9 protein-coding genes are annotated in these 13,328 nt (G+C 47.9%); 8 read left to right on the top strand and 1 reads right to left on the bottom strand.

What is annotated here, in order from left to right; translation table 11 throughout:
- Positions 1 to 460 precede the first annotated feature (460 nt).
- From ACFQ03_RS16575 to ACFQ03_RS16545, 7 genes are all read left to right on the top strand, one after another.
- Positions 461 to 1,423, top strand: a complete 963-nt coding sequence (locus ACFQ03_RS16575) for an ABC transporter permease (RefSeq protein ID WP_379289520.1) — start codon at positions 461 to 463, stop codon at positions 1,421 to 1,423.
- A gap of 30 nt (positions 1,424 to 1,453) precedes the next feature.
- A complete protein-coding gene (locus ACFQ03_RS16570; protein ID WP_379289519.1) occupies positions 1,454 to 2,350 on the top strand; it encodes a carbohydrate ABC transporter permease in 897 nt (298 codons plus the stop codon).
- An 84-nt stretch (positions 2,351 to 2,434) separates the two neighbouring features.
- Complete coding sequence (locus ACFQ03_RS16565) at positions 2,435 to 4,111, top strand: extracellular solute-binding protein (RefSeq protein WP_379289517.1); 1,677 nt, start codon at positions 2,435 to 2,437, stop codon at positions 4,109 to 4,111.
- 165 nt (positions 4,112 to 4,276) lie between these two features.
- Positions 4,277 to 5,854, top strand: coding sequence for a response regulator (locus ACFQ03_RS16560; RefSeq protein WP_379289515.1), 1,578 nt, complete (start codon positions 4,277 to 4,279; stop codon positions 5,852 to 5,854).
- Positions 5,855 to 5,869: 15 nt separating this feature from the next.
- Entirely contained in the window at positions 5,870 to 7,621 is a 1,752-nt protein-coding gene (locus ACFQ03_RS16555; protein ID WP_379289513.1) for a cache domain-containing sensor histidine kinase, read from the top strand.
- Between the two features lie 156 nt (positions 7,622 to 7,777).
- Positions 7,778 to 8,356 carry a dCTP deaminase gene (gene dcd / locus ACFQ03_RS16550; protein ID WP_144937161.1) on the top strand — a complete coding sequence of 193 codons (579 nt, stop codon included), beginning with the start codon at positions 7,778 to 7,780 and terminating at the stop codon, positions 8,354 to 8,356.
- Between the two features lie 112 nt (positions 8,357 to 8,468).
- A complete protein-coding gene (locus ACFQ03_RS16545) occupies positions 8,469 to 8,864 on the top strand; it encodes a GNAT family N-acetyltransferase (RefSeq protein WP_144937158.1) in 396 nt (131 codons plus the stop codon).
- 43 nt (positions 8,865 to 8,907) lie between these two features.
- Here ACFQ03_RS16545 and ACFQ03_RS16540 read toward each other — a convergent pair whose 3' ends face one another.
- Positions 8,908 to 11,616: a hypothetical protein gene (locus ACFQ03_RS16540; protein ID WP_379289510.1), complete on the bottom strand. Its 2,709-nt coding sequence runs from the start codon at positions 11,614 to 11,616 to the stop codon at positions 8,908 to 8,910.
- A 232-nt stretch (positions 11,617 to 11,848) separates the two neighbouring features.
- Here ACFQ03_RS16540 and ACFQ03_RS16535 point away from each other — a divergent pair, with 232 nt between their 5' ends.
- On the top strand, positions 11,849 to 13,234 hold the full coding sequence (locus ACFQ03_RS16535; RefSeq protein WP_379289508.1) for an extracellular solute-binding protein: 1,386 nt from the start codon (positions 11,849 to 11,851) through the stop codon (positions 13,232 to 13,234).
- The last annotated feature ends 94 nt before the right edge of the window (positions 13,235 to 13,328 follow it).

The raw sequence follows: 13,328 nt of genomic DNA, 5'->3' as shown, positions 1-13,328 counted from the left end.
TTAGCATCCATCCGTCTCCTTCTCTTTGCCAGAGCGCCACTGAAAGAGGCAAGCATGCTGAATGGCAGGGTAGTTTTTTCTGTATTGTCCTATTAAAGGAAAAATATTGATTTTGCAATACTAGTTGGTTATATCTATTGCGTGTATTGAATGCATTTTACGCAGGCTGCCGGACATGGGTCGGCGGCTTTGTTGTGGTAGGGTCCTCTCCAACAGGATAAGTTGATTGAGCTCAAAGGGCTGTGGCATTGCAGCTTGTACCCTTGGAGCTAAGCGAAGAGCGGATAAGCATCTTCTTGCGATCAAAGAACGTGTCAAAGTATCAATAATCGTTGATTTGTCATATTTATCTGAAAGCGTTTCGAATGTAATATGAAGTAAGTAATAGAAGATAAAGGAAGATCGCTAGAAATTACCGCTTATCCTATGGCGGCACCATGCTACAAGGAGGGATTCACCTATGGCGAAAGGATCCGCCGGACTAGAGACGAAATCGCTTTTGAATCCGGGACATAAGAGCAAGCTTCGGCGGTTTTTCACGCAAATAGATATTCAGCTTATGGTATTGCCCGCGCTTGTCTTTATCTTTATTTTTTCTTATATCCCTATGTATGGCGTTCTTATCGCCTTCCAGGATTATAAGCTGGGTTCAAATCTGTTGAACAACAACTGGGTTGGGCTGAAGCATTTTATCCAATTTTTCAATGCTCCGGAATTTAATACGGTCATGCGCAACACAATAGTGATCAGCTTTCTGAAATTTTTCTTCGGGTTCCCCGCTCCCATTATTCTAGCCCTGATGCTGAACGAAGTCCGCAAAATGTTATTCAAGCGGGTTGTACAGACAGTAACGTACCTGCCACACTTTCTGTCCTGGGTCGTCATCGGGTCCATGGTGACCTCCATACTGTCCGTAGATAACGGCAGCATCAATATGCTGCTGCAGAAATTAAGGTTGATTGATGACCCTATTAATTTCTTATCCATGACCGAGTATTTCTGGACCATCCTCGTAGCAACCAATGTATGGAAGGAGATCGGATTCAACTCCATCGTGTTCTTGGCAGCCATTGCCGGAATCGATCCTCATCTGTACGAGACGGCTTCCATCGACGGTGCAAGCCGGTTCAAGCAGATAAGATTAATAACGCTCCCGTGCATCATGCCTGTCGTCATCATCTTTATGATCCTGGCGATCGGGAACCTCCTGAATGCCGGCTTCGAAGATATTCTCATTCTTGCCTCCAACCCTGCTTTGCGTGAAGTGTCGGATTCCCTGGATGTATATGTGGTTCGGGTCGGGATTGACAACTACAGGTACTCCTATGCGACGGCCATCGGTCTGTTCAAGGCCGTAATCAGTGTAACGCTGCTGACCATGGCGAACTTCCTTGCCAGAAGGACAGGCAACAGCTTGTGGTAAAGGATCATTCCATAGACAGGAGGACCTGCAATGATTCGAGATAGTATAGGAGACCGTATCTTCACCTCATTGATATATGTCTTTTTGGCTGTACTGGCGTTTTCGACCTTCTATCCGTTCTGGAACTCACTGGTGATTTCTTTTAACGAAGGGATAGATACCTCGAAGGGCGGGATTACGTTCTGGCCGCGGGTATTCACTCTGGACAACTATAAGATTGTATTTGAAGATCCGCGTTTAATGAACGGATTCGTTATTGCCGCCTTGAGAACGGTCATAGGTACCGTGACCGCGATAATGGCCACATCGATCTTTGCTTACGGAATGTCGAAGAAAGAGCTGATGGGACGCAAATATTATATGATCATGTGCATCATCACGATGTATTTCGCAGGCGGATTGATTCCAACCTATATGCTCATCAGAGGGCTGGGCTTGTTCAACTCCTTCTGGGTGTTCATTATACCCGGTCTGATCAGCGTATGGAACATGATCATCTTCCGCACGTTCTTCCAAGGGCTTCCGCAAGGACTGGAGGAATCCGCCAAGATGGACGGCTGCGGCAACTGGGGGACGTTCTTCCGAATCGTCCTTCCGCTTTCCGGACCTGTAGTGGCAACACTCTCGTTATTCACGGCCGTCGCCCACTGGAATGAATGGTTCGTAGCCAGCATTTATATCACGAACGAGAAATTGCTGCCGATTCAGACGGTCCTGCGGCAAATCCTGTTCTCCAATATTGCTTCGGAGCAATTGTCCAATGTCGATGTCAGCTCGATTGCCCATATGAATGCCGCCAAAAAAATTACGTCGAAATCGTTAACGATGGCCACCATCATGGTCGCAACCATTCCAATCGTATGTGTATACCCGTTCCTGCAAAAGTATTTCGTTAAAGGCGTATTGGTGGGGTCTTTGAAAGAGTAATTGAACGTCGCCATGAAGTGTCGCCGCGAGTTTGAAGCTTAGTGCTTTGAACATAGATTAATAAGTGGAAAGGGGAAAGATCCGGTGAAGAACAAGAAAAATCTTCTTCTTAGTATGCTCTCCGCTTCTATGGCGTTCGTCCTGCTGGCTGGCTGCAGCAACAACAACTCAAGCGCGCCGCCCGCTAACGAACCCGGGAAGCAGGAGGAGTCCAAATCTGAAAGTGAACCTCCCAAGAGCAATCTGTATGAATTAGGCAAGGAAGATCTTGAAGTGTCGTTCTACGGCAATTATGGCTGGTATGACATGCCGAAATGGGGCAAGGACCCTGCTTCGAAGTGGATTCAGGACAATCTGAAGGTTAACGTTACGGCTATCAGCTCGGGTGGAAATAACGCCCAGAAGCTGCAAACGATGATTGCCGGCGGTGATCTGCCTGATATCATATGGACAGAGAGGGGAGCGGACGTCGAACGTCTCCGTGAAGCCGGCCTGCTCGTTCCGCTGGATGAATACATCGAGAAATATCCGAATTTCAAGAAAAATCTGACCGAACAGCATCTTGCTCTGCTTCGCTCTTCAGACGGCAAGGTCTACCAGCTTCCTAACTATTACACGCAGCAGCCGAACGGTAACGCGGGCTATGCGATTAACAAAAAGATCTATAAAGAGCTCGGTTCTCCGAAGCTGGAGACCACCGATGATTTGTACGAATATTTGAAGGCCGTTAAGGAGAAATTCCCGGACGTCGTTCCATTTGAGACGGGATTGGCCAAAGAAGGTCACGGCATTGATCAGATTTTCTCTTCCTTCAAGGAAGGCAACCTGTCCTTTACCCGCTTCTACGGGGTGCCCGACGGGGATAAGATCGTCTCCATTTACAAAGATCCCGGATTTCGCGAATCGGTCGTTTTTGTTGCGAAGCTGATGCGCGAGAAGCTGATGACGCAGGATGCGAATACGCAGACGGAAGATCAGGTTAAGCAAAAGGCGATGAACGGCAAGTTTGCGGTCATAGCTACGTTCGATCCGATGAAGATGCTTTCGGCTGCAGATGCAGAACTGAAGAAGGCGGACCCGGAAGACGGATATATGTTTATTCAGCCGATTGCCAAGGAAGGGCTGGATCGCAGTAAAATTTACCCCGGTACATTCAATCAGTTGGGCTGGAACGTTGCTGTAATTACGAAGAAGGCGAAAAATCCGGAAGCGGTGTTCGCTCTTCTGGACTGGATGACAGGGCCGGAAGGAAGCATGGTTCTGAACTGGGGCCCTCCCGGACCGGACGGGTACTGGAACGGATTCGAGGCGGATGGTGTGACTCCAAAGTTCAATAAGGAGAAGTATTTGAATGACCCGGATACATTGGCTGAAATTAACGGAAAAGCCGGCGATCTGGTTTGGGTGGGTAATACGATGTTTCTGGATAATACGAAAAAGAAGATGCTCTCGACCGTACCGCCCGAGAATATCGATTTCAGCAATCGCTGGCAGATGGAGGTTACATGGGCAACTCAAGGCGATTTTACCGAGTTCTTGAATTGGGAGCCCGCTCCAGATAGCGAAGAGGGCATCATTAGGCAAAGCATCAGAGATATATGGCTGACAGCCAGAGCGAAGTCGATGTATGCCAAAACAGATGAAGAAGCACTGCAAATATTGGATAAGGCCCATGACGATTCCATGCAGATTGGTTATGAGAAGTTCCTCAACCATGTAACCAAAGTATGGACCGAGAATAAGAAAGCATTGAATAAATAAGTAGTAAGGGAGGTCCGCTGTAACAGCGGGCCTCTGTCCCATTGGTTGAGTCGGCAGATAAAGCGGCATCCCCTGTTCAAATAGGATGGTTCAATAATATACTTGAAACAGGTAATTATTGGTTATCTGTCGGATGATCTCATGTTTTTGAAGGGGGCATCACGTGTGTATAACGTCTTATTAGTGGATGATGAAATGCTGGATCTCGAAGGAATGAAGCAGTTTATTCCGTGGGAAGAGCTCGGCATGAAGGTGGTGGCGGCAGTAAATAACGCCTTTGAAGCATGCGATATTATAGAACGGCAGCCGATAGACATCATGGTTAGCGATGTAAAAATGCCGAATATGTCGGGCTTGGAGCTGGCCCGCAGAGCGATAGAGCAGAGAGCAGACATTCGCATCATATTTGTAAGCGGTTTCCAGGAATTCAGTTATGTAAAGCAGGCATTGTCATTAAAGGCTTACAGCTATGTGCTCAAACCGATGGATGATAATGAACTGATCGCTGCGCTTCTGAAAGCGAGGCAGGATTTGGACAATGAACGGAAACGCCGTGACGTGGAAGAGGCATATCAGCGCATGATTCCAATGGCTAAGAACGACCTGCTCATCAGGCTGCTGGAGGGTGAGTATGATCACGACAACCTGCAAGGAATGGTCAAGCTGATTCAGTCATACGGATTGGATAAGCTGGAATGGCCTGTACGGGCCGCCGTTCTGGAGCTTGATGTGTTGAGCTGGACGCGTGAGGGCACACTGTCCCAGCAGGTGATGTCGAAAAACTTCTTTTGCGAGGTGAATGAAATCGGGCACAGGCACGGCATGCCGCACTGCTGCAAGCTGTCCTCCCAGCGAATCGCATTGTTGATTCATGACCGGCAGATGGAAGAGCTTGTGGCTGAGTTGTATAAGGTCATTCACGCCAATTTCCCCGTTACGATGACGATAGGCGCGGGGGAACCAGTGTATACGTTAGAACAGCTTCACAGTTCGTTCAAGCAGGCGGTGGAAGCTGTGGACGGGAAAATGTTCATTGGCAAAGGCAAGTTTATCATGTATGAGGAAGCAAGCAGGGAACCGGAAATGATCGATGCCCGAACGCTGGATACTCGCTTGGATGCTTTATTTCACGCTCTGACGGAGTATGAGCTGGTCCCGCTCTATGACGAGATTGAGAAATTGTTCGAATCGGTAAGCATGCTGAGATCCAAATTCACGGTGCATAATCTTGCGATGTTTATCATATGGAAGCTGGATCAGCAGTTGAAGGCTAGAGGGGAGAACTTATTTGATATTTTAGGAATGGAGCTTCATAATCTGGACATTCTGTTTCAGTTCGATACGATTGACGATATTCGCTCCTGGCTCGTACGGAAGGCGTTTGAAATATCCGAGCATTTGCGAAGCAAAGCCTGTTCCAAGAACAGCCGGCTCATTCGGGAAATGATTCAAATGATGAAAGACCGAATGAGTGACAACCTTACGCTCAAAGATGTGGCCCAGCAATTTTCTTTTTCCCCCAACTATCTCGGTTACATGTTCAAGGAGGAGACGGGTAAATCGTTCAGCGAAGTGCTGATCCAACTGCGGATGGAGCGGGCAAAGGATTTGTTGAAAGAGCCTTCCATGAAAATATATGAGATTGCCGATCAGGTAGGCTATCGCTATCTCCCTTATTTCAGCAGACAATTCAAAGAGGCTTACGGAATGACCCCGATGGAGTATCGCAAGCGAGTAACGTAACAGGGGGAGAGTACTATGAACGAGCAGCGGTCGAAACTCCGGTATTTGCCCATCGGCTATAAATTAATGCTTTCCTATATGCTGTTCATTCTTATTCCGGTATCTGTTATCGGCTATGTATCTCATTCCATGTATGAAGAATCGATACGGAAGCATGTGAAAATGAATGTTCGGGGAACCTTGCTGCAGATTCGCGATAATATTGAATATAAGATGCGGGATATGGTCCGCATTTCTTCTCTTTTATATGGCGATTATGATTTGTATCGTTTTTTACGAAGGTATGAGGAAGGATGGGATAACTACGACCGGATGACTAAAGAAATTTTGCCCAAGATAGAAGTGGCCACGAAATCGACCGGTATGAAGCTGTGGACCTCGGTGTTCTTCCGCAACGAATCACTTCATGAAATATATAAGAATATGATCGGAGATGAAAATCCGGTGGAAGGCACTTGGTCCTATGATATCTATCATCTTAACCGAATAGCAGGGAAGGATTGGTATCTCCAGTTCCCTCCCGAGAAGTACGGGATTACGATGAAATGGAGCCAAGTAGAGAAAGATGAAGAGCTTCATCGCATTTCTCTGCTGCGCAGGCTTGTAGATACGAACAATCCGGTTCAACTGCAGGAAGTCGGCTTCCTCCGCATTAATGTGGCCATTCAAGAATTGTTCGACAGTCTAGATTATTCCAAGATCGGCAGCGGCAGCGTCCTCTATATTCAAGATGAATCCGGCCGGATCATGCTGCAATCCGGTGAGCTCCCCGCCACTTATTCTTATGGACAAGAGCAGCTCGACAAGGGCTATTTAACGATTGAAGAAACGGTCGGACAGCCATCGTGGAAGCTGGTTGCGCTTGTGCCTCTAACGATCATCCAGCAGGATGCGATGAAGGTTCGACTGCTGATCATCTTTATTTGTCTGATTTGCTTTATTGTCTTATCTTTTGCAGGAGGGTTTGTCTCCCGGTATTTTGCTAAACGGATAAACAAGTTCGTTGCGGTGCTCAACGCCTTTCGTGAAGGAGATCTGCATAAGCGCATCTCTTACCGGGGCAAGGACGAGTTCTCGCAAATTGCAACGGCACTTAACCGAATGGGGGAAAATATCGAGACCTTGATCAAGGAAGTGTATTGGAACCAACTGCAGAAGAAGGAGGCGGAGCTGGAAATGCTGCAGGCTCAAATTAATCCGCATTTTCTCTACAACACCCTATCCTCCATCAGCCGTCTCGCCAAATTCGGACAGAATGACATGCTGCAGCAAATGGTATTGGGCCTGGCCAAATTCTACCGCTTGTCCCTGAATAACGGCAAGCTCATCATTTCAGTTCCGCAAGAGCTGGAACAAGCACTGGCATATGTAGACATTCAGAAGATCAAGTACGGAGAACGGCTTCATGTCCGGTTCGATATAGATATGAACATCTGGCCGTATAACACGGTAAAACTGATCCTGCAGCCTTTTATTGAGAATGCTCTGGAGCACGCCTGGTGCGGAGACCGGATCCATATTCGCATCGTGGCGGCTAAGGAAGGGGAGCATTTGCTATTTCGCGTCATTGATGATGGAGTCGGCATCTCCCCGCAGCGAGTGAGAGACATCTTCGACGGCCGGGATCACGTGAACGCAGGCTATGGCATCCGCAACGTCGATCAACGCATCAAGCTGCATTACGGTCCGGAATACGGCGTAACCATCGACAGCCGGCTCGGAATCGGAACGTCGGTCACGATCCGGATTCCTGCGAAGCGCAGGTGATTTTCGATGGGCTGGTGAGCAGAATTTTGTCCCGTCGTTAGTAGTGATCAAGGCTGCCGGATATTATTTGGCGGCTTTGTTTGCGATAGTAGCCATTTTAAAATAGGATAGAAGGTAGGAGTTGGTTATCAAAAAATAATTGGGAGTTGTAAGCTTGTGATTCTATCCGATAAAACGATTAGAAGCTTGCTTGACCGCGGGTCATTGGCAATCCACCCTTTGGAGGACGATCAAATCCGCGATGAACTTCGCATGGGCAGACAAATCCAACCCGCCAGTGTCGATCTGAGGCTGGGCAGGCATTTTCTGAAGGTAGACGAGAACGATATCCCCTTTATAGATTTAGAGCATCCCGCCAATTATATTTCTATTGAAAAAGAGGAGATCATCCTGCCTCCCCATTCTTTTATTCTGGCGACGACTATGGAGTATGTAAAGCTGCCGGATAACTTGACTGCCTTCGTAGAGGGGAGGAGCTCCATTGGACGGATGGGCCTCTTCATCCAGAACGCCGGTTGGGTGGACCCGGGATTCGAAGGGGAAATTACTTTAGAGCTGTACAATGCCAATCAGCTTCCGATCAAGCTCAAAGCGGGGCGCCGCATTTGTCAGCTTGTCTTTGCCCAGCTTGACCAGAAGGCCCAGTTTCCGTATAGAGGAAAATACCAGGGGCAGAGAAAAGCTACAGGCAGCCGGGTTTATGCGGATATCGAAAACAGGGGCCCACATTCTTAAAATATGGTAGCTTGAGCGGCCAAATGGTTATGAGCTTAAGAAAGAGGAATTTCTTTGACAACGAATAGGAATTGATTTGGGGACGACCCATCAAGCTTAGGAGAAGAAACTTATGAATTTTCTGTATACGGAAGTGATCCCAAGCCAGAACGAAATCTATAAGCTGTATGATTGTTTTGGATGGAACGACTATCTGAAGTTGAGCAAGGAAAGCCTTCATCAAGCTATGCTTCAAAGCTGGTGTGTCATCAGTGCTTATCATGAAGATGAATTGGTGGGGACGGGCAGACTGGTTTCCGACGGAGTCCTTAGTGCCTATCTCTGTGGGCTGGCTGTCCATCCGGATTATCAACAGATGGGGATCGGTAGTGAAATTGTGCGGCGTCTGGTCAGCAAAGGCCAGCATCAGAATCTGCATATAGAGCTTTTTTGCGAAGAGAAATTGCTTAACTTTTACGAGAAATTAGGGTTTGCCGTCTTTGCTTCGGGAATGAAGTATAGGAAATGAGGTTAACCCCAACGGATTAACCTCATTCAGGCAACTAACGTTTTTATTTATAGTTCACTAAGCGTTCAGCAAGATAGATGAATAGGGAGGCCGCATCCTCGCTAACATGCTTTCCTCTCTGGGCTTGGACTTCCCGAATAAAGTCCGTTAAATTGTTGTTTTTTAATTTGACCTGCAAACTGTTTAAAATACCCTGCTGCCGAATCCATCCTTTCTCGTAGCCCTGGTCTAAGAGACTTTGCAGCAATTCCTCACTCATGGGAGGAGTATACTTCCATAAATTCGAGCTGTTATCCGAGAAGTAGAAGTTTCCGTATTTATCCTGGTTTAAGTAATTTCCGATGCTTCCGTTAAGCATGATAAAGTCCATGCTGTCCGGTTTGACCATGAAAAATTGCCCCCGGGAAGTTCCATATACATTCCCGTCAATCCCTGTTCTTAAAAATCCGTAAGCCCACGTTGTGCTTGAGCCGTATCTTTTCAGCTTGGAGATACTTGTTTCCACTGTCCGGGTATCCGGATTAAAGGTAAAGATATGATCTTCGGCAATCCCCCAGATCATTCCGTCAGGGCCGACCGTCAACCCGGTCACCCCCCGCCTGCCGGCTACCGGTACCGTCTCGAATATTTTACTCTTCGTCTCGGGATCGAATATAAAGAGCTTGCCCTCGCTTTCCGCCGGACCGTCTGTGCCGAGTCCGCCATAAATCGTAGATCCGCCGTACACTAGGCCGTCCTTATAAACTAAGGACACGATACTTTGATTCGGAATAATGTTAGAGTAAACATCGAGCTCTCCTGTTGCAAAATTGTAAGTCGAGAGAGCCCCTTCCAGCGAGGTCGTGTCAGGGACCGTTCCGACATAGAGCTCATCCCGATCCTCCGCATATACCATGGCGAATGGGCGGTCCTGGCCATGACTGCGAAGGTCGAACAACGGCTGCGGATTCGTCCTGGACCAAGGCTGATTCGGATCATATTCCAGAATACGCCCTCCGGCGTAGGCTCCGATCAACAGCTTTCCGTCGCGAATTGCCGACGATTCGATCTGGCCGATCGCTCTCGTTTCGGAAATTTCTCCAGTCAGCGGATCATAGGAGGCGAAGCCCGACATGTACCCGGCTACATACATTTTTCCATCCGGCCCCGCATGAATGCTCTGAATAAGAATAGGGGAGCCACTGTAATGGGAAGGCAGAATGTCGGCCCGGTCCGTCGCAGGGTTGTAGTACACAATATGGCCGCCTCTGCCGCTGGCCACTAACGTCCAGCCCGGCCAATCGTCGTGATTCAATTCAACAAATTTACCGGTATGAAAATTATGTCCGTCCATCACTTCTTTAACCAATGAGATGGATGCGCTTGCCGCATCATAAACATATATGTTTCCATTGTAGGTAAACATCACCCGTCCCGGCTGATCCGGAACTGCAACTACCGTTTCGGAATGAATTCCTATCCCGTCCGGATTATAATATTCCAATGCTTCATCCTCGCCGCGGATAACGAGCAGATCCCCGTTGGAAAACTTCACGAACAGCCGATCCTCGGCAAATTTCATCCCATATGGAAAAGCATACGATTCCCCTCCATCAGGCAGAAGTCCGGAAAGCAATTCCTTATAGGTTCCATCCTCCACATTCATCTTGAACACCTTGCTCCGGGTTCCGCCGACTCCGACATACAGTTCATTCCGTTCAGCGTCATAGGCCATGGAGCGAACATATTTTTCCGTTGGTTCCGGCCGGCCCAAATCCTTGATTTGGCCATCCGCGGGATCATATTCGTATACTTTGGCGTTCGGATAGGTGCCCGCATAAATCTTGCCGTCCGGCCCAGGGGCCATAGCCCATACATGAGTTTCGTTTCCGAAACGCCCGATATGCTCGAAGCTGCCGTCGTCAGGGGAATAACGGTATAGCCCGCCGTTATAGTGCGTTCCAATGTATACTGAGCCATCTGTCGCGACTTCTACCGCCCAAGCCGATTCCACTCCAGGCATCGGGTAAGATTTTAATACTTCCCGTGTCAATACATCAATAACAACGAAACTAGTCGGCACGTCGTCTCTGCCTTTATACACGGTATACATTACATGAGTCCCATTCTCCATTCCGACTGTTCCGGTTAAATTGATAGAGCCGTTCACGACGCTGCCAATTTGTTCGAAGGTGCCCATCTGCACTTCTCCAATCATAATTTGATCCATATAACCGCGTCCGGTTCCGGTAGAAGAGGAGTAAAGCAGAATGGTTGCGGTAACCGCATCATCGGGAGCCTTGGTGAAAGCGGAATTTCTCACCCATTGTCCATCGGTTGAAGCTAACCAGTTCGATGTTTCGCCAAGCTTGACCCCATCCGCATCAAAGTAGCGGATGTATATCGCGAGGTTGCTTCTCTCGACCTTCATCATAGCGGAGACGATATATTGCGCGCCGGGAGTAATGGGGAAAGGGTCGCTTTCCAGTCCCAGAGCGCGGCTGGTATTCCTGTCGTCGAGCAATAGGCTGTAATTTCCTTCATAGGCATCCGCTGAAGTGACTTCATAGGACATATCACTGTACCCTGCGCCAAATGTCAGGCTCCAGCCCGGAATTTTCTCTCCTGTCACCGGCTCTTCAAAGCCGGCATTTAACACAGAAGGAGCTGCGGATGGGATATTATCCGCAGCGAGTGCGCCTTGCCCGAAGGGAAGCAAGGACATACAAATCAGCAATGAAAGCAGACGGGTACTACGGGTAAGCGATTTCATAATTTCATCTCCTTTTGATTAAATTTGGGGATATGAGAATCCCTGACTCACTTCTGACTTACAATTATGTTAATTTTGAGTTTAGTGAAGAAAAGTTCCATTGTCAACAAGATTTGTCAAAACGGCTCTTCCATATTTCTTGCTTCTCTTAACTTGATTCGATATGCTCTTGATAACAGAAGAGCATTCTGGTGCACCGTAGAAGAATGAATAGAACAAGGTGGTTAGCGTCATGTCCGAGCAACGGAATCGAAAGAATTCACGAAGCAGAATGGAGCATATGATAGCCACTCTGCGAATGGATATTATTACGAACAAGCGAAAAGAAGGCCAATTTCTGCCCTCGGAACGAGAACTCGCGAAGCAATTCCATCTCAGTAACAAGCTTGTACGCTTGGCCTTAGAGCAGCTTGCCGCCGAAGGACTGATCGTCAAGATTCCGCGTGTAGGCAATAAAATAGCCGAATCTTCCCCGGCAAAGCCTGTTCATGTCAGATTCGGCTATCATTCCTCTTTGGGTTATGACGCTGAAATAGAGCAGCTGCTTGCAGCGTTTCATAAACGCTATCCAGGCATCGTCATCCAGCCGCTTCAGCTTTCCTACGATAACTATGAGCATACGGTCATAGAGTATATGGAGTCCGGACTGCTGGATGTGATCACGATGAATTTCAGCAACTTCAATCATTTTGTTACGGAGAAGATAACCGGTCTGCTGCACCCGATGGATGAAAATCCTGCGGTTTACCCGCTCTTGACCACAGCATTCCAGCATGAAGGGCGGTTAATGGTGCAGCCGTTTATTTTTTCTCCGTTGGTCATTTGCTATAACCGCAGGCATCTTCAAGAGCTGCAGCTGGAGCTTCCGCTACAACCACGTTCTTGGGAGGAGCTGCTGCATATCGCTTCCCGGCTGACAGTGGAGAATAGCAGGTTCGGCTTTTACTATTCACTGCATTCCCGAAACCGCTGGCCAGTTTTTCTATTGCAAAGCGGCCTGAAATTTCATGCGGAGGCAGGAAGATTCGAGGAAGCGGTCGAGCGGATCATAGAAGGGTTGAATTTATGCCGGGAGATCATTTATGCGCCGAACACATTTCCGATCTTCCTGTCTGAAAGCGATGCGGATGCCGAGCAATTATTTGTGCAGGAGAAGGTTTCCGTGATCATGACTTCGTTATTTGCCATGAACCGTCTGAAAGGCTCGGGGATACCATTTGACGTTGCTCCGCTTCCAGTGCTGCGGGAAAATAAAACGATTCTGTTATCCATCGGCCTGGCCATCAGCAATAAATCCGAAGTTAAAGCCGCTGCGCTGAAACTGGTTGAATTTTTCTTATCCATGGATGCTCAATCGTTGATTAAACAGAACACATACGGTTTTCCGGCGGTTCTAGATACACCGGATCCCGGACAATCAGAAGGCTTGTACAGGCCTCCCCATATCGGGGAAATATTAGGAAACCAGCCCGCCTACCACGTTTTTCAAGAATTAAATTTGAATCAGAACGAGATTAATGCTATTTACAGGGAAGCCCGTATGTATTGGGCGAAGCTGCTTACAGAGGAAGAGCTTCGTGACCGAATCTCGGCCATATTGAGCAAACGCGGCGAGTAAGAGATGGACGAGTCCATAATAGTCTCTGTTTAACTTCCAAAAGCGAGGTTCAACTCCACCGTCTTTAGACGGTATCCGCTTTTAGCCCTACAGG

The organism is Paenibacillus residui (assembly GCF_042677205.1).
Taxonomy (GTDB): Bacteria; Bacillota; Bacilli; order Paenibacillales; family NBRC-103111; genus Paenibacillus_L; species Paenibacillus_L residui.
This window is presented reverse-complemented; position numbering and strand designations above follow the sequence as displayed.

Excerpts from the sequence above, each read along its gene's own strand:
- ACFQ03_RS16545 (WP_144937158.1), top strand. The coding sequence starts at position 8,469 with ATGAATTTTCTGTATACGGAAGTGATCCCAAGCCAGAACGAAATCTAT.
- ACFQ03_RS16535 (WP_379289508.1), top strand. The coding sequence starts at position 11,849 with ATGTCCGAGCAACGGAATCGAAAGAATTCACGAAGCAGAATGGAGCAT.
- ACFQ03_RS16570 (WP_379289519.1), top strand. The coding sequence starts at position 1,454 with ATGATTCGAGATAGTATAGGAGACCGTATCTTCACCTCATTGATATAT.
- ACFQ03_RS16575 (WP_379289520.1), top strand. The coding sequence starts at position 461 with ATGGCGAAAGGATCCGCCGGACTAGAGACGAAATCGCTTTTGAATCCG.
- ACFQ03_RS16540 (WP_379289510.1), bottom strand. The coding sequence starts at position 11,616 with ATGAAATCGCTTACCCGTAGTACCCGTCTGCTTTCATTGCTGATTTGT.
- ACFQ03_RS16555 (WP_379289513.1), top strand. The coding sequence starts at position 5,870 with ATGAACGAGCAGCGGTCGAAACTCCGGTATTTGCCCATCGGCTATAAA.